This is a genomic window from Paenibacillus sp. CB74 (genome assembly GCF_055687625.1).
Window position 1 is genome coordinate 551,025 of sequence record NZ_CM146009.1, and the last position, 23,587, is coordinate 574,611.

General features: G+C 45.8%; 19 protein-coding genes. 18 read left to right on the top strand and 1 reads right to left on the bottom strand.

The genetic code is table 11. The annotated features are described in order from the left end of the window. Positions 1-134 precede the first annotated feature (134 nt). On the bottom strand, positions 135-371 hold the full coding sequence (locus ACX9NY_RS02455; RefSeq protein ID WP_076332330.1) for a DUF2626 domain-containing protein: 237 nt from the start codon (positions 369-371) through the stop codon (positions 135-137). A gap of 313 nt (positions 372-684) precedes the next feature. On the opposite strand from ACX9NY_RS02455, the gene ACX9NY_RS02460 reads away from it, so the two are divergent. The 18 genes from ACX9NY_RS02460 (at position 685) to murD (ending at position 23,574) form a co-directional block, all read left to right on the top strand. After that, positions 685-1,335 (top strand): RsfA family transcriptional regulator, encoded by a 651-nt coding sequence (locus tag ACX9NY_RS02460; RefSeq protein WP_339235955.1) that lies wholly within the window; start codon positions 685-687, stop codon positions 1,333-1,335. Positions 1,336-1,485: 150 nt separating this feature from the next. Next, positions 1,486-2,445: a ketopantoate reductase family protein gene (locus ACX9NY_RS02465; RefSeq protein WP_472476953.1), complete on the top strand. Its 960-nt coding sequence runs from the start codon at positions 1,486-1,488 to the stop codon at positions 2,443-2,445. Continuing rightward, the gene (locus ACX9NY_RS02470) at positions 2,445-2,819 is read left to right on the top strand and encodes a DUF3397 domain-containing protein (RefSeq protein ID WP_339235950.1); all 375 of its coding nucleotides are present in this window, start codon (positions 2,445-2,447) and stop codon (positions 2,817-2,819) included. Before ACX9NY_RS02465 ends, ACX9NY_RS02470 begins: the two co-directional genes overlap by 1 nt. Before the next feature lie 153 nt (positions 2,820-2,972). Next, entirely contained in the window at positions 2,973-4,670 is a 1,698-nt protein-coding gene (locus ACX9NY_RS02475; protein WP_339235947.1) for a peptide ABC transporter substrate-binding protein, read from the top strand. Between the two features lie 190 nt (positions 4,671-4,860). Next, positions 4,861-5,793 (top strand): ABC transporter permease, encoded by a 933-nt coding sequence (locus ACX9NY_RS02480; protein WP_339235945.1) that lies wholly within the window; start codon positions 4,861-4,863, stop codon positions 5,791-5,793. 47 nt (positions 5,794-5,840) lie between these two features. Then, complete coding sequence (locus ACX9NY_RS02485) at positions 5,841-6,722, top strand: ABC transporter permease (protein ID WP_371129057.1); 882 nt, start codon at positions 5,841-5,843, stop codon at positions 6,720-6,722. 17 nt (positions 6,723-6,739) lie between these two features. Further along, positions 6,740-8,509 carry an ABC transporter ATP-binding protein gene (locus tag ACX9NY_RS02490; RefSeq protein ID WP_339235942.1) on the top strand — a complete coding sequence of 590 codons (1,770 nt, stop codon included), beginning with the start codon at positions 6,740-6,742 and terminating at the stop codon, positions 8,507-8,509. A 157-nt stretch (positions 8,510-8,666) separates the two neighbouring features. Next, a complete protein-coding gene (gene bshC / locus ACX9NY_RS02495; RefSeq protein WP_339306742.1) occupies positions 8,667-10,298 on the top strand; it encodes a bacillithiol biosynthesis cysteine-adding enzyme BshC in 1,632 nt (543 codons plus the stop codon). Between the two features lie 44 nt (positions 10,299-10,342). Continuing rightward, positions 10,343-11,608 (top strand): adenosylhomocysteinase, encoded by a 1,266-nt coding sequence (locus ACX9NY_RS02500; RefSeq protein WP_278298908.1) that lies wholly within the window; start codon positions 10,343-10,345, stop codon positions 11,606-11,608. 273 nt (positions 11,609-11,881) lie between these two features. Further along, positions 11,882-12,319 carry a division/cell wall cluster transcriptional repressor MraZ gene (mraZ, locus tag ACX9NY_RS02505; protein ID WP_017687291.1) on the top strand — a complete coding sequence of 146 codons (438 nt, stop codon included), beginning with the start codon at positions 11,882-11,884 and terminating at the stop codon, positions 12,317-12,319. Between the two features lie 18 nt (positions 12,320-12,337). Continuing rightward, positions 12,338-13,288 (top strand): 16S rRNA (cytosine(1402)-N(4))-methyltransferase RsmH, encoded by a 951-nt coding sequence (gene rsmH / locus ACX9NY_RS02510; protein ID WP_339256432.1) that lies wholly within the window; start codon positions 12,338-12,340, stop codon positions 13,286-13,288. 27 nt (positions 13,289-13,315) lie between these two features. After that, positions 13,316-13,744, top strand: a complete 429-nt coding sequence (locus ACX9NY_RS02515) for a hypothetical protein (RefSeq protein WP_339235933.1) — start codon at positions 13,316-13,318, stop codon at positions 13,742-13,744. Between the two features lie 12 nt (positions 13,745-13,756). Then, the gene (locus ACX9NY_RS02520; protein WP_472476958.1) at positions 13,757-16,081 is read left to right on the top strand and encodes a penicillin-binding transpeptidase domain-containing protein; all 2,325 of its coding nucleotides are present in this window, start codon (positions 13,757-13,759) and stop codon (positions 16,079-16,081) included. Between the two features lie 94 nt (positions 16,082-16,175). Continuing rightward, positions 16,176-18,128, top strand: a complete 1,953-nt coding sequence (locus ACX9NY_RS02525) for a stage V sporulation protein D (RefSeq protein ID WP_339256429.1) — start codon at positions 16,176-16,178, stop codon at positions 18,126-18,128. A 140-nt stretch (positions 18,129-18,268) separates the two neighbouring features. After that, complete coding sequence (locus ACX9NY_RS02530) at positions 18,269-19,756, top strand: UDP-N-acetylmuramoyl-L-alanyl-D-glutamate--2,6-diaminopimelate ligase (RefSeq protein WP_472476960.1); 1,488 nt, start codon at positions 18,269-18,271, stop codon at positions 19,754-19,756. Beyond that, a complete protein-coding gene (locus ACX9NY_RS02535; protein ID WP_472479194.1) occupies positions 19,756-21,168 on the top strand; it encodes a UDP-N-acetylmuramoyl-tripeptide--D-alanyl-D-alanine ligase in 1,413 nt (470 codons plus the stop codon). Before ACX9NY_RS02530 ends, ACX9NY_RS02535 begins: the two co-directional genes overlap by 1 nt. Positions 21,169-21,180: 12 nt before the next feature. After that, positions 21,181-22,149, top strand: a complete 969-nt coding sequence (gene mraY / locus ACX9NY_RS02540; protein WP_047843751.1) for a phospho-N-acetylmuramoyl-pentapeptide-transferase — start codon at positions 21,181-21,183, stop codon at positions 22,147-22,149. 3 nt (positions 22,150-22,152) lie between these two features. Further along, entirely contained in the window at positions 22,153-23,574 is a 1,422-nt protein-coding gene (murD, locus tag ACX9NY_RS02545; RefSeq protein ID WP_472476962.1) for a UDP-N-acetylmuramoyl-L-alanine--D-glutamate ligase, read from the top strand. The last annotated feature ends 13 nt before the right edge of the window (positions 23,575-23,587 follow it).

The following is a 23,587-nucleotide window of genomic DNA, read 5'->3' on the forward strand; positions in this document are numbered from 1 at the left end:
TCTTCCAGACAATATATGAAACAAATACGTGAATTATCCTTAGAGGTTAAATAACACCATGAACAACCATTTAATCTGAACACAACAAAAAAGTAACCCGACAGATATCGGATTACTTTGATGCTGCAGGTGGATTATAGCGGCAAACCCATTTGGAATACGGTCCAGTAGCTGAACCCCGTGAATGTGACGATCATATAACCCCAGAAGAGCAATATGTACGTTCTTTCAGTAAATTTCAAGTATCCCAAAATGACAAAAAACGCAGTCTGCAGGAAAAAAAGCAAAGCCATTTCGACCAGATCTCCCGCAAAAGCCATCAGGCCAATCGCAAGCGTGAAGAACCCGAGTACCCGAAACATGCGTGCCACGGTAAATCCTCCTCTCTAAGTACGATCATAGATTGTCTACACAACATTATACCGGGAAAGGAAAAACGTGTAAACAAATTTGGATATGAAAGCGAATTCTTTTTTTGCTCAAATGAAGTATAAAGAGAGAAGTTTTACTTGTGTCACGTATGAGCAAGCCTGAATGTGGAAATACATTTTAGTATGAAATCAATTCTATGAACTCTATGAGAGGCATAAGAATGAATGAAGCAGCTTTTATACCTAATTCACATACCGGGCTTCCGGTAATGCGGACGGTTATTTTAGGATGTTGTTAGGAGGGTATTATAGCATGACTGCAGTGAGACAGGATGCTTGGAGTACAGAGGACGATTTGATATTAGCTGAGGTTACTTTGCGTCATATTCGGGAAGGCAGTACACAATTGGCCGCTTTTGAAGAGGTAGGCGAAAAAATAGGCAGAACATCTGCCGCATGCGGTTTTCGCTGGAACAGTTGTGTACGTAAAAAGTATGAGTCTGCCATCAGTAACGCCAAGGCACAACGGCAAAAACGAAGTTATCTCAGAAAGCAGCCAACGATGCTCGGACCACAGGTTGCTGCATTGTCTACACTGGACACTGAAGAACATCTGTACAAATCAGATGGGATCTCGGACGATTCATTATCGATGGATGCAGTCATTCGCTTCCTGCGACAATGGAAGGGAACCGTGCAGGAGAGTAATCGTCAACTCAAGATGCTGGAGAAGGAGCTTCGGGAGAAAGAAGATGAATTGCTTGAACTGCGTCTTGAGAATGACCGCCTCTCCAAGGAAGTGAATGAAGTACAAACGGATTACCGCGTGGTGAACGACGACTACAAAGCTTTGATTCAGATTATGGATCGTGCTCGCAGACTTGCATTTTTGTCCGAAGAAGAAGAAGAACTCAAGACACGTTTCAAGATGGATGCCAACGGGAATCTGGAACGAATTGAATAGCAAGTACAGACGTCTGATTTGTGAGAGTCAGGTATGAACCCGTCACACCTCCGTTACATAACGGCAGGTATGACGGGTTTTTAGTTTAGTGTTTTTGTTCTATTATAGATAAGGGAAGTGTAACTACTGAAGCGGATAGGAGTGCATGATATGATCATTGACATCGTTGGAGCGGGGGCGCTGGGTCTATTATATGGCGGGAAACTGCTGTTGACAGGTAACCAGGTCAGATTCTGGACTAGAACAACGGCTCAGGCAGACCTTCTCAGTCAAGATGGAGTAACCCTTGTGGAACGAGGCAAGGAGATACATATTCTACCGGATCAAATACATGTGAAACCCATAAGTGAGCTGACTGACACATGGAAGAACACGCCAGGAGAATGGTTACTACTCATGGTTAAGCAGACAGGCATTGATGATTTTATTCATGAGATTAGTCCATTGCAAGATCATATGCTGAATATCGCTTGTTTTCAAAATGGGATGGGCCATCTGGAAAAACTTCATGCTGCTATGCCAAATTCGCTTCTCTGTAGTGCGGTTACAACAGAAGGTGCGAAGCGTTCACAGCGTCAGGTGACTCGTGCAGGGGCGGGTGAAACCAGGTTGGGAAATCATAATACACATATAGAAGCTTCTATCTCTATAGAGGAAAAAGGAATATTTACTCTTTCAAGAGTCCTGGAGCAGGCAGGATTTGACTGTACAGTGTCGAATGAAATCGATAAGCTGATATACAGGAAACTATTAATTAACACAGTCATTAACCCGCTTACAGCGTTATGGCGAATCCCGAACGGAGAATTGATCACCACGGAAGAACGCAAGAGGCTAATGCGGCAGTTATATGAAGAAGTATTGTTAGTCTACTCTGAACGCGGAATATGTTTGGATCAGGATATGTGGGATCAATTGATATTAGTCTGTCGTTCGACTGCAACGAACACTTCTTCCATGCTTGCAGATGTTCTCGCTGGACGTGGTACAGAAGTCGGATCAATTAACGGACATATTGTAAGGATGGCACAAAAGTCGGGCCTTACTGCACCTACACATGAACTACTGCTTCATCTGATTGAAGGAATGCAACCGGAAGGAGTGAATTAATGGGACTTTTTATCGTGCTGAGTATATTACCTTTTTTTCCGTTCTTTCTCGTCTATTGGGGCATGTACTTATGGAAAAAAGACAAGCGCACAGCATTGCGGACGGCAATGGATGTAACCACCTTTTTCCTTGTATTTTCAGTATCGGCGTTATTCAACTTAACATTTGATTCGAATTTTGGTTTTTATCTGACATTATTACTCATACTACTAGCACTTGGATTCATCGGGGGAGCGCAAAATCGACTAAAGGGGAAGGTGGATGGGGGTAGAATGTTCCGGGCCGTTTGGCGCATGGCTTTTGTAATCATGAGTTTCGGATACATTTTATTTACTTTATTTGGATTATTTAGATACTTCATGCAACAGATGTAAGGATACATAACGCAAAAGAGCTGAAAAATGTGTCGATTTTGTCGAAAACTGAAAAAAACATTACTTTCTGAAAAAGTAATGTAGATTTTTTTGACCGGTGGTTGTATAATCTATAAACATATAAACCATATCAATTTAGGGGGAACGTGTTAGATGAAAAGGAAAAGTCTATTAGTCCTTTTGACGCTGATTCTGGCGTTCGGTACCGTACTTGCAGCGTGCGGATCGAAAAACGAAGGCACAGGTAACACCGATACTGGTTCTGCAAGCGAAGGAAATGGTCTTGCTAAAGATCAAATCCTGAAAATTAACCTGTCAGCTGAACCTCCTACGTTGGACCCGGCTCAAGCAAAAGACAGCCAAACCAACACAGTTCTGAAGTTCTTGTACGAAGGTCTTGTACGCATCGATGCTGACGGTAAAGAACAAGCGGGCGTAGCTAAAGATTGGACAATCTCCGAAGATGGTTTGAAATATGTTTTCAACCTGAACCCGGATGCTAAATGGAGCAATGGTGATGCAATCACTGCCGAAGACTTTGTTCGTTCTTGGGAACGCGCTTTGAAACCGGAAACAGCTTCTCCATATGCATACCAATTGTACTACATCAAAGGTGCTGAAGGTTACAACCTGAGCAAAGACGAAACATATAAAGGTACTAAAGTTACAGACTTCTCTCAAGTAGGTGTTAAAGCTACTGATGAGCACACGCTTGAAGTAACGTTGGAAAACCCAACACCTTACTTCTTGGGTCTGACAGCATTCTACACGTACTACCCAGTACATGCATCTGCTGATACAAATGACAAATTCTTCACAGACTACAAAAACATGATCGTTAACGGACCATTTGTAATGGATCAATACTCTAAAGGTCAAAAAATTGTTGTGAAGAAAAACGATGGTTACCATGCAGCTGCTGACATTAAACTGGCTGAAATCGATATGTCTCTGACAAACAGCAGTGCTTCCGAACTGCAAGCTTACAAATCAGGACAATTGGACTACACTGGTGCACCTAACGGTGAAATCCCATCCGACCAAATTCCTTCTGTAAAAGCGGAATTGCCGGACGAGTTCAAAGCTACTGGTATTGCAAGTACGTACTACTACCAGTTCAACGTAAATGAAGCACCATTCAACAACGTTAAAATCCGTAAAGCATTTGCAATGGCAATTCAACGTCAACTGATTGTTGACAAAGTAACACAAGGTGGACAAATTCCAGCATTCGGCTTTGTACCTCCAGGTATCCGTGGTGAAAACGGCGAATTCCGTGATGAGCACAAAGACGATTACTTCACAGAAAATGTGGATGAAGCTAAAAAATTGCTTGCTGAAGGTATGAAAGAAGAAGGTTACACTACATTGCCAGCTGTTACTTTGATCTACAACACAAGTGATGGTCACGCGAAAATCGCTTTGGCAATTGCTGATATGTGGAAACAAAATCTTGGTGTTGATGTGAAAACAGAAAACCAAGAGTGGGGCGTATTCCTTGAGAACCGTCAAAACCAAAACTTCCAAGTAGCTCGTGCAGGTTGGTCTGCTGACTACAACGATCCATACAACTTCTTGGAAATGTGGACTACTGGAAACACAAACAATGATTCCAAATTCAGCAACGAACAGTATGACAAAGATGTTAAAGAAACTGTAAAATCCGCTGATCCAGCTGCACGTATGGCTGCATTTGCTGACGCTGAGAAAATCCTGATTCAAGATGAAATGGGCGTTATGCCGATCTATTACTACACTAACGTATCTTTGACTAAGCCTTACCTGAAAGGCGTACAACTTGATTTCAGTGGAGCTATTGACTTCACTCGTGCATATCTGGAAGAGAAATAAGTTGTTCTGAAGTCTAATATGATTACTTCGGGATATATATGTGGAATTCCATATATATCCCGATTTTTTTGTATGTGCACCGATTTTCCTTATAATTCTTGAAATTTCCGATAAATGGATTGGACTTTATTTCTGTCTAATTCTACAATCGATTTGTATACAAAATATTGTTTGTGGAGGTGTGCAAGGGTTGGTTAAGTATGTGTTGAAAAAACTACTATTTATGCTGCTATCGCTTTTCATACTCGCATCTGCAACCTTCTTCCTGATGAAGGCTATTCCGGGTGACCCTTTTACATCCGAGAAGAAAGTATCGCCTGAAATTCGGGTCTTGCTGGAACAGAAGTATGGATTGGACAAACCGATGTATGAACAATACCTGAAGTATATGGGTGGAATCCTTAAGGGAGATTTCGGAGTCTCAATGAAATATCTCAATCGAGATGTAGCCGGAATGATCGGCGAAACATTCACCGCTTCGCTGAAGCTTGGAGTGTTTGCAATTGTTATCTCCATTATCGTAGGTGTTTTGCTGGGCCTTATTGCTGCAGTATACCACCGTAAACTCATTGATGATATCACAATGGTCCTCGCTGTCATAGGTATAGCTGTACCGAGCTTCTTGCTTGCGTCACTATTGCAGTATCTCTTTGCTACTAAATTAGGCTGGTTTAACGTTATGGGCTTTGATGGTCCATTGGATTACGTTCTTCCGGTTGCAGCGCTATCTGCATCTCCGATTGCTTTTATCGCTCGTTTGACGCGTTCGAGCATGCTTGAAGTTTTACATGCAGATTATATCAAAACAGCTAAAGCCAAAGGTTTAAAATGGCCTGCAATTATGTTTAAACACGTTGTAAGAAACGGTATTCTACCGGTAGTAACTTATGTTGGTCCAATGACAGCGAATATCATCACAGGTTCCGTTGTAATTGAACAGATCTTTAACATCGGGGGAATTGGTAAAGTATTCGTAGAGAGTATCACAAACCGTGATTACACGATGATCATGGGGATTACGATTTTCTATGGTATCCTCCTGATGTTGGCTCGTTTCTTTACGGATATCGCTTACGTGCTGATTGATCCTAGAATTAAGCTGGAAAGCCGGAAGGGGGCATAACGTTGTCTGGCACGAATAATAAAAAGAATGAAACGGCGAACACGAACCTGACTAGTCAGGCAGCGGTTAAACCGCAAGAAAGTGTATCCCTTTTTAAAGATGCCATGTACAGACTTGCAACCAATAAGGCTGCTATGATAAGTCTGGGTGTATTGGTTCTTGTCGTGATTTTCTCTTTGATTGGTCCAACATCTTTGTTTACAAGTTATAATTATTATTCCAATGATTTGTTGAATGCCAATGCAGCGCCGAGTGCGGAGCACTGGTTCGGTACGGACGAGCTTGGTCGTGACGTGTGGGTAAGAACTTGGGTAGGAGCACGTGTATCCCTTACTGTAGGTTTGGCCGCAGCCTTGATTGACCTTGTTATCGGGGTTATTTATGGAGCGATCATGGGTTTCTACGGTGGACGTGTAGATGGAATTATGAACAAGTTTTCCGAAATTCTCTATTCCCTGCCGTACATGCTCGTTGTTATCTTGTTGCTGGTTGTATTGGAACCAAGTCTGACAACGATTATCATTGCCCTCACCATCACAGGCTGGATCAGCATGTCATGGATTGTGCGTGGTGAGATTATGCAACTTAAAAACAGAGACTTTATTCTTGCTGCAAGGTCCATGGGAGCAAGCACAGGGCGTCAATTGTTCCGTCATTTGTTGCCAAATGCAATAGGACCGATTCTTGTAACATTGACGTTGTCTATTCCAAATGCAATCTTTGCCGAAGCGTTCCTGAGCTTCCTTGGATTGGGTGTATCAGCACCAAGATCTTCACTTGGTTCTATGATCAATGATGCACTTACAGGCTGGACGCTATTCCCGTGGCGGATGTGGTTCCCAGCAGGTCTGATGGTTCTTACAATGCTTGCATTTAACTTGCTCGGAGACGGTCTGCGTGACGCACTCGATCCGAAATTACGTAAATAGAAACAGGAGGTGGGATTATGGAGCCGATTTTAACTGTCAAAGACCTGAGTGTGTCGTTCTCAACACGTTCTGGTGAATTTGATGCCGTTAAACATGTGAGTTTTGAACTTGGCAAAGGAGAGACGCTGGGGATCGTAGGTGAATCGGGCAGTGGTAAGAGTGTTACCGCCCAAACCATCATGAAATTGATTCCCTCCCCGCCTTCGAAGGTCAAAAGCGGAGAAATTACTTTTCACGGGCAAGACCTGCTGAATAAGACAGACAAACAAATGGAAGCGATTCGTGGTAAAGATATTGGTATGATCTTCCAAGATCCAATGACTTCTTTGAATCCTACCATTAAAGTTGGTAAACAAATTACTGAAGTATTGCGCAAGCATCAGAACATGTCCAAACAAGCTGCGAATAAAGCTGCTTTGGAGATGCTGGAACTTGTAGGTATTAAAAATGCGGCTATTCGCATGAATCATTATCCTCACCAATTCTCTGGTGGTATGCGTCAGCGTGCCATGATTGCGATCGCGCTTGCATGTCGTCCATCCCTTCTGATTGCGGATGAGCCGACAACTGCACTTGACGTTACCATTCAGGCTCAAATTCTGGATGTCATGAAAGACATGCAGCAAAAGCTGGGAACATCGATCATGCTGATCACGCATGACCTTGGTGTCGTAGCGGGTATGTGTGACCGTGTTGTTGTTATGAAGGAAGGCGAAGTTGTTGAAACAGGAACAACTGCTGAAATCTTTAGTAACCCTCAACATCCATACACCATTAAATTGCTGAATGCTTTGCCTCGTCTAGACGAGCCCAAAAAGGAAAAACCAGCTCCAGCTGGTATTATCAAAGGTAGCAATAAGCCTCTGGTACAAGTGAAAAACTTGAAACAGTACTTTAATTTGGGTAAAGGTAACATTCTCAAAGCGGTCAATGACGTAAGCTTTGATATCTTTGAAGGTGAAACGCTTGGCGTTGTAGGCGAGTCCGGCTGTGGTAAATCCACAACAGGTCGTACCATTCTGCGTCTTTATGAGCCAACTGGCGGAAATGTTAACTTCAACGGAACGGATATCTACAAGTTGTCCCCGCGCAAAATGAAAGAAATGCGTAAAGATATGCAGATGATTTTCCAAGATCCATATGCATCTCTTAACCCGCGTTTCAACGTTATGGATATTATCGGGGAGTCCCTGGATATTCATGGCCTGGCTTCCAGCTCCAAAGAGCGCAAGAGAAGAGTGGAAGAGCTGCTTGATCTGGTAGGTCTGAATCCAAGTCATGCACTTCGTTATCCACATGAATTCTCCGGTGGTCAAAGACAACGGATCGGGATTGCGCGTGCACTTGCTGTAGACCCTAAATTCATCATCTGTGATGAGCCATTGTCTGCACTGGATGTATCCATTCAGGCGCAGGTCGTTAAATTGCTTGAAGAACTTCAGCAACGTCTCGGTTTGACATACCTGTTCATTGCGCATGACTTGTCAATGGTTAAACATATCAGTGACCGTGTTGCCGTAATGTACATGGGTAAAGTGGTTGAACTCGCTGAAAGTGAAGAACTGTATGCGAACCCTGTCCATCCTTACACCAAAACGTTGCTCTCAGCGATCCCTGTACCTGATCCGGAAGTGGAAGCGAACAAACGTCGCATCTTGCTGCCGGAAGAGCATATGAGCCCGATTCAGAATGGATCTGGTGGTCCTGCGAATGACCCGTACAATCTGGAAAATGCTCAATTGATTGAAGTTTCCAAAGGTCACTGGGTTGCAGAGCCTTACGTATAATAGGAATATTAAAGCGATATGCTATTATTGATGTATTAAGTGCCGCCGACTCGTTCGGCGGTTTTTTTCGTATTTTTATCACTTTCTTTTGACGAAGCGGCCTTGAATTCGGTACAATCAAGAAAGGCTCTTTGAAGCAGAATAGGAGGCAGACCTCATGAACGGTATTACCGAGGCACTCCGCAGCGGATCAAGACTTGCAGAAGATTATATCTGTTCAAGAGATGCTGCGCGTGGCCTTTACGAGTATGACATTCGCTGGGAATCAGGACTTCAGGCGCGTGCCGAATGGCTGGATCAATCGGAGAACACACGTATTGATCGTCGTGATCTGGCAGAGTATTTACGTATATATAATAAGCGGGTGAACGACCATGAAGAGGTTCATGCGTCCATTACACGTCTTGCAGAACAAGATGCACTGGTGGTTACAGGAGGACAGCAGAGCGGTCTGCTCACCGGACCACTGTTCGTCATATACAAAGCCGCCAGTGTAGTGGCAGCTGCGCGTGAAGCGGAAGATAAACTTCAACGTCCGGTAGTCCCCGTATTTTGGATTGCCGGTGAAGACCATGACTGGGATGAAGTTAATCATACGTATCTACCTGATCATCAGGGAGATATGAAGAAGATCAAGTTACAAGGACGGTTCGCAGGAAGGGATTCTGTGAGTAATGTTCATGTGGATACGCAGCAATGGATGAATGTACTCGAACAGGTGGAGCATCTGTTACCTGATACGATACATAAACCAGGATTGATGAAAAGTATCACGGAGATCCATCAATCCAGTTCAAATCTGAGTGATGCATTTGCCCGTATGATATCTGCCTTGTTTGCCAGCAGTGGACTTGTTCTAATGGATGCAGCCGATCCAGAGTTACGCAGGTTGGAACAGCCCGTGTTTGAGCGGATGATACGCAAAAATGAAGTGCTGCGCAACGCATATGCACAAGGAGCTTCGCTGGTACAACAAGCGGGTTATGCTATGCCTGCCGAAGTAGCAGAGGATGGAGCGAATCTGTTCTACATTCACGAAGGTACGCGTCTGCTCCTGTTGTTGAAGGACGGTTTGTATAGTGATCGCAAAGGTTTGGTTTCTTTCACGGAGGAGCGTTTGCTTCAGGAACTGGAAGAACATCCGGAGCGCTTCAGTAACAACGTATTGACGCGACCTTTAATGCAGGATTCCGTGCTGCCTGTAGCCGCTGTGATTTTGGGGCAAGGTGAAATTGCATATTGGGGTTTGACTCGGGAAGCATTTTGTCAGTTCGGACTGCAAATGCCCATTCTGTTGCCGCGGTTGTCCTTCACCATTATGGAAGATATTCATCACAAACATATGAAACAATATGGACTTTCTTTCCAGGATGTACAATATCATCTGGAAGAAAAGAAGGAGCAGTGGCTCGCACAACAGGAGACGTTCCAGGTAGATGAGCAGTTTGACAAGGTTCAGGAAGCGTTTCTTGATCTGTATGGACCATTGCTAGATGAGATCGCGGAGATTCATCCAGGGCTGGAACGAATTGGCGACACCAATTTGAGTAAAATCAACGAGCAAATGCAGTATCTGAAACAGCAGACTCACAAAGCCATTGAAGATAAACACAATGTGAGCCTAAGGCACTGGAACGGCATTCAAAACTCCTTATTTCCAACGGGCAAACCACAGGAACGAGTACATAATGCACTCTTTTACCTGAATCGTTATGGCTCCGAGTGGATCGAAGAACTGATTAAGGCCTCAAGCGAATTCCTTGGAGAGCACAAGGTTATTGAACTATAGAGCCCTTTATAATAGAAGAAACACATAAACAAGGAGGATATGGAATGACTACACCTGCGTTGCAAAACAGTATTGTTAAAGATATGGGACTCGCTTCAGAGGGTCATCTGAAAATAGACTGGGTAGAGGCACATATGCCGGTATTAAACCGCATTCGTCGCCAGTTCGAACAGGATCTGCCTTTCAAAGGTTTGAAGGTTGCGATATGTCTTCATCTGGAGGCAAAAACAGCTTACTTGGCAAAAGTGATCCAAGCGGGTGGGGCGGAAGTAACGATTACGCACAGTAACCCATTGTCTACACAAGATGATGTCTGCGCAGCATTAGTGGAAGACGGTGTTACCGTATATGCGAAATACAATCCGGAACCTGCGGAATTCAAATCTCTGCAACTGCGTGCGCTTGAAGTGAAGCCTGATCTCATTATTGATGATGGCGGAGACTTTGCAACCATTATTGCATCCGAGCGCCCTGACCTCGCAGCAACAATTCGCGGCGGAGCAGAAGAAACGACAACGGGTATTATTCGTTTGAAAGCATTGGCGAAAGAAGGCCAATTGAAGTTTCCAATGGTTGCAGTTAATGACGCATACTGCAAGTATCTGTTCGATAATCGCTACGGTACAGGACAATCTGCATTCGATGGAATTATTCGTACAACCAACTTGGTTGTCGCTGGCAAAAACGTAGTGGTAGCAGGTTATGGCTGGTGTGGTAAAGGTGTAGCGATGCGCGCCAAAGGTCTTGGAGCGAATGTGATCGTAACCGAGATTGATCCAATCAAAGCGGTAGAAGCACATATGGACGGGTTCCGTGTCATGACGATGGTGGAAGCAGCCAAATTGGGTGATTTCTTTATCGCAGTTACAGGCAATAAGGATGTTATCACGGGCGAGCATTACGATGTGATGAAGGACGGAGCAATCCTGAGTAATGCAGGTCACTTTGATGTTGAAGTGAACAAACCTGAACTGGCTAAACGTTCGGAATCGATTCGCACAGTTCGCCGTAACATTGAGGAATATCGTTTCAAAGACGGTCGCAAAATGTACCTTCTTGCAGAAGGTCGTCTCGTGAATCTAGGTGCAGCAGATGGTCACCCTGCCGAAATCATGGATACGACGTTTGCTCTGCAGGCTCTGGGCCTGCGTTATGTGAGTGAGAACTATGCGGAGTTAGGTAAAAACGTTGTTAATGTACCTTATGATATTGACCAACAGGTTGCCAGCTATAAACTGGAAAGTTTGAATATTGGTATCGACTCTTTGTCGGCTGAGCAAGAAAAATACCTGGATAGCTGGAAATTTTAAGTTTTATCCAATAATTACAAGCTGATGAATTGATTCAAAGGGTATAGAATGGTTTATTGATGATATGGCTCATGTGCGTGTAGACATACGATTGCCCGTTTACGGGAAACGTCTTTTATCCTGAGTGACAGGATCAAAGACGTTTTTTTATGCTGAAAAATTAAAAAATCAAGTATTGCAAGAAGGGTTTTGATTTTTTTGTGCGAATCTATTATGCTTAGGTGGTGGAAAGTGGGGCAAAGTGGGAGAAACGGGTGAGGAGTGAGTGGGCCAATGTTTATGGGGGAGTTCCAACATAGCATTGATGATAAGGGTCGGGTTATCATTCCGGCCAAATTCCGCGAATCTCTTGGACCGTCTTTCGTTGTCACACGGGGTTTGGACCAGTGTCTTTTCGTGTACCCCATGGAGGAGTGGGGGGTCATGGAACAGAAGCTCAAAGCACTGCCATTGATGAAATCTGACGCACGTGCGTTTACCCGGTTTTTTTTCTCGGGTGCAACCGAATGTGAACTGGACAAACAGGGCAGGGTAAATCTGCCGGGCAATCTAAGAGAGTATGCCAAGCTGGACAAGGATTGTGTTGTCCTTGGCGTGTCGAACCGGGTGGAGATTTGGAGCAAAGGCATATGGGAGAGTTATTTCAATCAATCCGAAGAAGCATTCAACGACATTGCCGAAAAGCTGGTCGATTTTAATTTTGATTTATAAAGTCAGGAGGGGTGCAGGTTGTTTCACCACATAACCGTACTCAAAGAAGAGGCAACAGAGGGATTAAACATCAAGCAGGACGGTATATACGTGGACTGCACTTTAGGCGGTGGCGGACACAGCTCCGTGATTGCGTCCAAGCTCGGTCCAGGGGGACGTCTGATCGCACTAGATCAGGATGATTGGGCTTTGGATAATGCGCGCGAGAAGCTCGCTGCCTATGGAGATCGTGTAACATTGGTGAAAACCAATTTTCGAGATCTGGAACAGGTACTTAAGGATCTGGATGTGCCAATGAAGGATGGTGCACCACAGGTCGACGGTATTTTGTACGACTTGGGTGTGTCATCTCCGCAATTTGATGAAGGAGAACGTGGATTCAGCTACAATCACGATGCTCCGCTCGATATGCGAATGGACCAGGATGCAATGCTGACGGCCAAAGAGATTGTGAATGAGTGGCCAGAAGAAGAGATTGCTCGAATTTTGTATCGCTATGGTGAAGAGAAGTTTTCGAGAAGAATTGCCCGTGTTATCGTCGCAAAACGAGCGCAGTCCACCATTGAGACGACAGGTGAACTCGTGGAACTAATTAAGGAAGGCATCCCGGCGGCAGCTCGCCGTACGGGTGGACATCCTGCCAAACGCAGCTTCCAGGCTTTGCGTATTGCCGTTAACGATGAGTTGGGTGCGTTTGAAGAAGGCTTGCATCAGGCTGTTCGTTGTCTGGCACCAGGAGGACGTGTATCTGTTATTACCTTCCACTCCCTTGAGGATCGGATATGTAAACAAATTTTCAGCAGTTATCTGGAAAAATGTACATGTCCACCCGATTTTCCGTTGTGTGTATGCGGCGGCAAGGGTACCCTGCGTTTAGTTAACAGAAAACCGCTAATTCCAACGGAAACGGAATTGGCCGAAAATTCACGTGCACGTTCAGCCAAGCTGCGCGTTGCCGAGAAATTGTAGATCAAGAGTGGAGGAGAGAATCGGAGTATGGCATATACACGTGGTAATCTCGCTGTAAAAGAAAAAGCGTCCCAGGAACGTGTGACCCAGCAACGATACAAAGAAACCACCAAAGTGGTGACCCGTCGTACGGGTCTTCCGGCACGCGAGAAGATTTTGTATCTGATTACCCTGGTTGCAGTTATCCTTGTTGGTGGAGCTTTAATGTCTCGTTATGCTCATATCTATGATCTGAACAAACAGGCCCAGGCTACTATTACGGATATCAAGGGGTATGAGAAGACAATTGCAGACCTGCAGGTGGAAAAAGAAACCTTAAATAATCAGGTCATCGAAAATGCAAAACAACTTGGTTACGTTGAAGCTTCCGGTAAGGATGTCATTTTTGTACCACGCTCAACAAGTACGAAATCAACAGGTACTGAATCGTCTTCGAATACAGCAAGCAGTAAGTAAAGAGGTGTTCCGATGATAAAAAGAATAAAGATGCGCACGTTGCTTATAGGGGGATGTATTACCCTCTTTTTTCTTGTACTCGTAACCCGAATCTTCTTCATTCAAGTAGTAAATGGTGGTGTATGGCAGGAAAGGGCGGCCGGTTTGGTAGAGCGGGAACAGACGATTAAGGCCGCACGTGGGACGATTACGGACCGCAATGGTAACGTTCTGGCTACTGATGCGCCTGCATACACGGTTTCCGTGAATCCTCTGTTAATTAATGAACTTGGGATTCAGGATGTAGTGACGGAAAAGCTCTCAGCCCTTCTTGGTAAAAATGAGAGTGAGATGCGTGCTCTGGTCACAGCCAAAAAGGAAGATGGCAAGTTCTATCAGCAGCGTGAAGTACGCAGTGAAGGGTATAAGATAAGTCCTGAGCTTGCGGAAAAAGTCAACGAACTGCGTGAGGAATTACAAGAAGAATACAAGGCTCGTAATGCCATTGTCATGGCTCAAGAGTCGAAGCGTTTTTACCCTGAAGAAACACTTGCTTCTCACCTCTTGGGATATATGAGCCGTGACGGGAAAGCTGTCAATGGACTTGAAGTCTCATATGATGAAGCACTGACTGGTACAGACGGATATTTGAATTATCAGAAGGATGCCAAGGGCATCAAACTTCCGGATTCACAGGATAACTATCTGCCGCCTCAGAACGGGAAAAACCTTACGCTAACCATCGATGACACGATCCAGTTTTACATTGAGGATGCAATGAAAGAAGCCGTTGCCAAATATAATCCACTGAGTATGACGGTCATTGCAGCAGATCCGAGCACGATGGAGATTCTAGGCATGGCGAATTGGCCAACCTTTAACCCTAATTCGTATGGGAGTACACCTGATCAAAAGAATTTTATCAATCATGCCACTCAATCCATCTATGAGCCAGGTAGTACATTCAAAATAGTTACGCTGGCAGGAGCTGTGGAAGAAAAACTCTTTGATCCCAATGCTAGTTTCGAATCCAAACGCATATATATCGGTGGTTTCCCAATTAGTGATAATGGACATGCCTATGGTTGGATATCTTATCTTGAAGGTGTCAAACGGTCGAGTAACATTGCCTTTGTTAACTTGGGTTATAACATGCTTGGTGGTGAACGTCTGCGTCATTACATAGACGAATTCGGTTTTGGTAAAAAGACAGGTATTGATCTGCCGAATGAGTCAGCGTCACCGATCAAGCCACTTATATACAAATCCGAGATTGCCACGGCAGCCTACGGTCATGGTCTTGTACAGGTAACACCAATTCAACAGGTCGCAGCTATCTCTGCGATTGCCAACGGCGGCAAATTGCTGGAGCCACATCTGGTGAAGGAGATCAAGAACCCGAATGATGGGACCACGGAAGTGATCAAACCTAAAGTGGTTCGTCAGGTGATTTCCAAGGAATCTTCCAAGCTGGTGAGCGGTTATCTGGAACAAGTGGTTGCAGATCAAACGATTGGTACCGGTCGTAATGCCTATATTGAAGGTTACCGTGTAGCTGGTAAGACGGGTACGGCAAGAAAGGTAGTTAACGGAGAATACAGCAAGTCCAAAGACGTTGTATCGTTTATTGGATTTGCACCAGTGAATAATCCGAAGATTGCCATACTTGTTGTCATTGACCAACCGGATGGAACCAACATCGGTGGAGGAACCGCGGCTGCTCCGGTATTCAAAAAGATTGTCAGCCAGACTCTTCAATACATGGGAATACCGAAGGACACTGCCAAAACTCCTGACAAAAAGTCAAAAGAAGTCTCTGTCGTGCAAGCGAAGGCGCCTGACCTGAGTGGCAAGACAGCCAAACAGGCCAGAAGCCAACTTCTAAGCACAGGTATTGCTTATGTTACTCTTGGTCAAGGGGATAATGTAATTCGGCAGTATCCGGTTGCTGGCGCCTCTATGAATCCAGGCCAACGAATCTATCTGCTAACGGAAGAAAGCAGCAAGATGAAGATTCCAGATCTAACAGGTGAATCTCTTCGTGATGCCCTTGAAGTACTTTCACTCATGAAAGTGGGGGTAACGGTCGAAGGTGAGGGCTATGTCGTGAAGCAAACCGAGCAGGTCGCAGGTGAGCAGAGAACCGTGAAGTTGAACTTGCAAACTGCCAAAGCGGCAGTGACAGGTATAGCCGATGAGGCTCCGATCTCTTCTGATCCGTCGTCAGATTCTGAAGTGAAAGAACAAGAGGCTTCGGGCGGAGAAGGTAAAAAAGACGAAACAGATAACAGCAAGGCTCCTGCCAATGAATCCAAATCCTCTGATGATCCAGCAACAGACGGGGCTTCGCTACCATAGGGAGCTCTGACAGCTTGTTCTAACCCCCGGTTGTCCTGAATATTCATGAAGGGAACGAATGTCATGATTTTGGGACGAGTGGGGGGATCTTTTCGTGAAGGGATCAAGTGTAAATCTGCGGCGCAGGTTGCTATGGAGTTTAATGATTTTAGTTTTGTTATTTTCGGCCCTGATGATCAGGCTTGCTTATGTACAACTCGGGAAAGGCCCGGAGTTGTCAGCAAAAGCAGAAGAATCTTGGCGGCGTAATATTCCTTATTCAGCCAAGCGAGGTGAGATCCTGGATCGCAATGGAACCTCTCTGGCCTATAATGTGACAACACCGACCATTATGGCCATTCCGGCTCAGGTCAAAGAAGCTGAAACGACAGCTAAAGCACTGGCACCATTGCTTGGAATGACGGAAGAAAAAGTGCTGGCAACCATCAAGAAACGAGAACTGATTGTACGACTACAACCCGGCGGCCGCAAAATTACGATGGAGAAAGCTCAGCGCATCCGTGATTTGAAGCTTCCGGGTATCGTTGTTGCTGAGGACAATAAACGTTTTTATCCCTATGATGATTTGGCTGCCCATATTCTTGGTTTTACGGGTATTGATAATCAGGGTTTAACGGGTGTCGAGAAGAAATATGATGATAAGCTGAATGGTCTGAATGGCAGTGTGTCCTACTTGTCCGATGCGGCCGGAAGGCTAATGCCGGGCTCATCCGAGAAGTATGTGGAACCGAAGGACGGCCTTAACCTCAAGCTGACCATTGATAAATCCATTCAGTCCATCATGGAGAGAGAACTGGATCAGGCCATGGTGAAGTTCCAGGCGAACTCAGCATTGGCCATAGCGATGAATCCCAAAACAGGTGAAATTTTGGGCATGTCCAGCAGGCCTGGATACGAACCTGCCGATTATCAGCAATATCCCGCAGAGATCTACAATCGGAATTTACCAATCTGGATGACCTACGAGCCAGGCTCCACCTTTAAGATCATTACGTTGGCAGCAGCGCTTGAAGAGAAAAAAGTCAATCTGCAACAGGATCAATTTTTTGATCCCGGATATGTTGAGGTGGGTGGAGCCCGCCTGCGTTGCTGGAAAAAGGGAGGACACGGAAGTCAGACCTTCTTGCAAGTGGTGGAGAACTCATGTAACCCTGGATTTGTGGCCCTCGGGCAAAGGCTGGGGAAAGAGTCACTCTTCTCCTATATTAAAGACTTTGGCTTCGGCACCAAGACAGGGATCGACCTCAGCGGAGAAGCCAGTGGAATTTTGTTCAAACTGTCCAGAGTTGGCCCTGTTGAGCTTGCAACGACCGCTTTTGGTCAAGGTGTATCGGTAACACCCATTCAGCAAGTAGCAGCTGTGTCAGCGGCCATCAATGGGGGTAAACTTTACAAGCCATATGTTACGAAAGCGTGGGTCCATCCGGTTACGGGAGAAGTCATGGAAGAAGCCAAACCGGAACTGGTTCGTCAGGTGATCTCGGAGAATACGTCCAAGCAAGTTCGTGAAGCACTCGAGAGTGTTGTCGCCAAAGGTACAGGGCGTCCAGCATTCATTGATGGATACCGGGTCGGTGGCAAAACAGGTACAGCCCAGAAGGTCATCAACGGACGTTATTCCTCAACCGAGCATATCGTATCCTTTATCGGATTTGCACCAGCAGATGACCCTCAGATTGTGGTCTATACCGCAGTGGATAATCCCAAAGGAATTCAGTTCGGAGGCGTGGTTGCCGCCCCGATTGTACAGAACATCCTTGAAGATGCGTTGCATTATATGAATGTCCCTGTTCGGAAGGATCAGGTCGCCAAAGAATACAAGTACGGCGAAACCAAAATCGTGACAGTTCCAGACCTGACAGGAGCTACTGTCGAAGATCTGTACGAAGACCTGAACATGAATTTTATGCTGGCCAAGTCTGGCAGTGGTAAATACGTAATCAATCAGGCACCCAAGCCCGGGGCAAGGGTAGATCAGGGATCCACCATCCGCATTTATATGGGGAATGTACTGAACGATGCGCACGATCACACGAAGGATGAATAACTTGTGCATTGGAGCAGTTTCGGCTTCAAGCGCAACAAAGTTCATCCAAGTGCGTTTCATTATTTGGCTGTATTGACGATATTAATAAATACAGACATATGCTAAAACAGAAGTATAATTGGAAAAGTGAGGTTATTCATGTGCTTTTAAAACAATTTGCATCGATGCTGACCACCGCCCGTCTCGTGGGCGAACCAAATACAGAATGCCAAAACCTTCAGACAGATTCCCGGCAGGTAAAACCGGGTGATCTGTTTATCTGTCTTCCGGGACATACGGTAGATGGTCATGATTATGCAGAAAAAGCGGTTAATTCCGGTGCAGTCGCATTGGTGGTTGAACGGCAACTGGATCTGTCTGTACCACAATTGCTGGTGAAGGACAGCCGGTTTGCAATGGCTGTTCTAGCAGATTTCTTTTTTGACTCGCCAAGCCAGAAGATGAATATGATTGGTGTTACGGGAACGAACGGAAAAACAACAACCACGTATTTGATTGAAAAAATCATGAGTGATTATGGACGCAAGACAGGATTGATCGGTACCATTCAAATGCGGTATGACGGTCGGACCTACCCGATGTCAGGAACGACACCAGAAGCGCTTGATCTGCAGCGCAGTCTACATGATATGGTTCAGAAGGGTACGGACTGCTGTGTCATGGAAGTTTCTTCTCACGCATTGGAACAAGGACGAGTAAAGGGAACCAACTTCCGTACTGCGGTATTCACTAACCTGACGCAGGATCATCTGGACTACCACCATTCCATGGAGGAATATCGTGGGGCAAAAGGATTGTTCTTTGCACGGCTGGGTAACGGCTATACGCAAGATGCTTCGCAGCGTAAGTTCGCGGTCATCAATGCAGATGATGCAGCTGCGGATTATTTCATCTCTGTGACGGCTGCTGAAGTGATTACATATGGCATGGGTGAAGAGGCCGATGTACGTGCATCCCAAATCTCAATCACTTCTCAAGGAACTTCTTTCCACGTGGATACATTTGCGGGCAGCACGGATATTCGCTTGCGCATGGTAGGGAAATTCAATGTGTACAATGCCATGGCAGCAATCTCTGCAGCACTGGTGGAAGGTATTCCGCTGGAAGAGATCAAGCGCAGTCTGGAGACGGTTCCAGGCGTGGATGGACGTGTTGAAGGAGTGGACGAAGGACAGCCATTTGCTGTTATTGTCGATTATGCCCATACACCGGATGGACTGGAGAATGTGTTACGGACGGTGAAGGAGTTTGCCGAAGGACGTGTAATCTGCGTGTTTGGCTGTGGTGGTGACAGGGACCGTACCAAACGCCCTCTCATGGGGAAAATTGCTGTGAAGTATAGTGATTATGTGCTGGTTACTTCCGATAATCCACGCACAGAAGATCCGGATCTGATTCTCAAAGACATTGAACAGGGCCTGATTGAAGAATCTGTTCCTGCTGAACGTTATACGATGATTGTGGATCGGCGCCAGGCGATTCATGAAGCTATTGAAATGGCAAGCCCAGCCGATGTAGTATTGATTGCGGGCAAGGGTCATGAGACCTATCAGATTATCGGCACAACCAAAACCGATTTTGATGACCGAATCATAGCCAAAGAAGCGATAAGGGGCAAATCCAATTGATAAAAAGAACATTGGCACAATTGGCCGAGATGTGTGGAGGAACATTAAGTGACGCTGCTGCTCATGGCCATGTAACGGTTGAAGGGGTGTTTACCGATTCGCGTAAACCCTTGGAAGGCAGTTTGTTTATCCCGCTAGTGGGTGAAAGGTTTGACGGACATGAGTTTGTGCAAGATTGTTTAGAGAAGGGTGCCGCAGGGGCGATCTGGCAAAAGGATCATGGTATTCCACCACAAGGAGCTGTCATTGTGGTGGATGACACACTTGTCGCACTGCAAGCACTCGCATCGGCTTATCTAACGGAGAATAAAGCAGCTGTTGTTGGCATTACAGGCAGCAACGGCAAGACAACAACGAAGGACATCGTGGATGCGATTCTCTCAACTACATTCAAAGTGCATAAGACACAAGGCAACTTCAATAATCACATTGGTCTACCACTGACCGTATTAAGTATGGCCCCGGATACGGAGATTATCATTTTGGAAATGGGTATGAGTGGTCGCGGGGAAATTAACGATCTGTCGGTTATTGCTCAGCCTGATGTAGCGATCATTACCAATATTGGTGAATCTCATCTGCTTCAGCTAGGGTCCAGACTGGAGATTGCCAGAGCCAAAGCTGAGATTGCCGCGGGACTGAAGCCTGGCGGATTACTGATCTACAACGGAGACGAGCCTTTAATTGCACAAGTTCTTGAAGAGCCCGCAACGAAACAACCCGATGGTTTGCAGCGGTTTACATTTGGTCTGCAAACCGATAATGATGATTATCCTACCGGACTTATGAATGCGCAGAGCGGAGTCGTTTTCACCACCAAACAGTCTGGAGAACATGCATTTACGCTCCCTCTTCTGGGAACGCATAATGTCGTTAACTGTCTGGCTGCTTTGGCTGTAGCCCGTCATTTTGGAGTGACAACGGAGCAGATTTCCGCTGGGTTGTCTCGCTTGAAATTGACAGGCATGCGTATTGAGGTTACTCAAGGTGTTAGTGGTCTAACCCTGCTGAATGATGCATACAATGCAAGTCCTACCTCCATGAAGGCCGCAATCGATGTACTAGAAGGTCTGAAAGGATACCGCATGAAAGTGGCTGTGCTTGGTGATATGCTTGAACTTGGTCCTCAGGAGCAGGACCATCATTTTGGAATTGGAGAGTATATTACATCTGCCAAAATGGACATGGTGCTCGTATACGGCCCGCTATCAGCGCATATTGCCGAAGGAGCAAGAAAGCATATGCCGGCAGAGGCTGTGCATGCTTTTATAGATAAAAAAGAAATGACCCGTTATCTACTGGAGAAACTACATCCCAGAGACGTTGTCTTGTTCAAAGCCTCAAGGGGCATGAAGCTGGAGGACGTGGTCGAAGCACTACAAATGGCAACATTACAGAATCGAGTAGACTAGAGGGGTGAACCCATGGATTTTCAGGTATTACTGTTAACAATCGGCGTTTCATTTATTCTGGCGGTGATTGCCGCACCGCTCCTGATTCCGCTGTTACGACGCATGAAATTCGGACAGCAAGTTAGGGAAGATGGGCCTCAGAGCCATTTGAAAAAAAGCGGAACACCTACAATGGGTGGAGTCGTCATTTTAGTTGCGTTCACATTGGCCTTTTTGAAATTTTCGGCTGTCAAGAATACAGACTTTTATGTCTTGCTTGTGGCTACGCTGGGATTCGGGCTGATTGGCTTCCTGGATGATTACATCAAAATTGTGTTCAAACGTTCCCTTGGACTGACGGCCAGACAAAAAATGCTGGGCCAGTTGTTCTTCAGTGCAGTGATGTGTTTCTTGCTGATTCAGAATGGACACAGTACAGCCATTTCTATTCCGGGTACGTCATTCTCGTTTGACTGGACTGGATGGTTCTATTATCCGTTTGTCGTATTCATGATGCTTGCCATTACCAATGCGGTTAACTTTACCGATGGTCTGGATGGGTTGCTGTCAGGGGTAAGTGCGATTGCCTTTGGCGCATTTGCCATTGTGGCGATGCAAGCCACGTCGATGCCGGCGGCAGTGTGTGCAGCAGCGATGATTGGAGCCGTGCTCGGTTTCCTGGTATACAATGCACATCCAGCCAAAGTGTTTATGGGCGATACAGGTTCTCTGGGCATTGGCGGTGCCATAGGTGCGGTAGCGATAGTAACTAAAACAGAGCTTTTATTTGTCATCATTGGCGGTATTTTTGTCATCGAGATCCTGTCTGTTATTATTCAAGTGGTATCATTCAAGACTCGTGGCAAACGTGTATTCAAAATGAGCCCCATTCATCATCACTTTGAATTAAGTGGTTGGTCGGAATGGCGGGTTGTTATTACCTTCTGGGCGGTAGGCGCAATTTTGGCCGCTCTTGGACTTTATCTCAACAAGGGGTTGTAGATCATGAACCATCCTGAATCATATCGCGGACAACAAGTAGTCGTGCTCGGATTGGCCAAAAGCGGCGTACAGGTCGCCAAAGTGCTAGATCGCGCCGGAGCGAAAGTTACAGTTAATGACAAAAAAGAGAGAGATCAATGTCCCGAAGCTTCCGAATTGGAGGCTTTGGGAATTTCTGTTGTATGCGGAGGACATCCGGACGACTTGATTCACAGTGATGTGAAGCTGGTCGTCAAAAATCCGGGTATCCCATACCGTGCAGCTCCTGTGCAGCAAGCCTTGGCATTGGGCATTGAAGTGGTGACCGAAGTCGAGGTTGCTTATCATCTATGTGCTGCACCCATGATCGGGATTACGGGCTCCAACGGCAAGACCACAACGACCACTTGGGTGGGCAAAATGCTGGAACATGCCGGTCTCAAGCCAATTGTTGCCGGTAATATTGGGACACCTCTCTCTGAAGCGGCAGAGCAAGCTTCTCCAGATGACTGGATGGTTGTCGAACTGAGCAGTTTCCAGCTCAAAGGAACGGTTGATTTCCGTCCTCGTATTGCGTGCTTGCTTAACGTTACAGAGACGCATCTGGACTATCATGGGGATCTGGATGATTATGTGGCCTCCAAAGCCAAACTGTTCGCCAATCAGCAGCCTGACGACGTAGCCATTCTGAATTGGGATGATGCGGTATGTCGTGGTCTGGTTCCTTACATCAAAAGCAGATTGCTTCCCTTCTCTATGATTGAGAAATTGGATACAGGTGTGTATGCAGATCCTCCTTATGTGGATGGAGAAGAGGATGATGTGAAGCGCCAGATTATCTACGCGGATGAAAACGGAGATCAGCACATGATCATCGATATTGAGGATATTGGCATAGCTGGACGATTTAATGTGGAGAATGCAATGGCTGCTGTGGCTATTGCCGTAGCTGCAGGAGCTGATCCAGCGGTACTGGCTGCGCCGCTTGCAGACTTCAAGGCGGTTGAGCACCGACTTGAATATGTACTAGATCATAATGGCGCTGCCTATTACAACAATTCCAAAGCGACCAATTCGAAGGCTACGGTCATGGCTCTGAACTCGTTCAAGGAGCCGGTTGTATTAATTGCTGGAGGGTTGGATCGCGGGTCAGACATGATGGAGTTGTTACCCTTGTTCCAGGAACGGGTAAAAGCTGTCGTTGCGCTTGGAGAAACACGGATGAAAATTGCCAAAGTCGCGGAACTTGCCGGATTAAAGCAAATTAAGGTCGTCGATAATGAAGAGGACGCTGCCCGGACGTTAACTGTTGCTGTGCAGGAAGCTTCAAAGCTTGCCAGTGCCGGTGATGTCGTTTTGTTATCTCCGGCATGTGCAAGTTGGGACATGTTTGCTTCCTATGAAGAGCGGGGACGCATTTTTAAAGAGGCGGCGCATAACTTGTAAGTAGGGGGGTGGA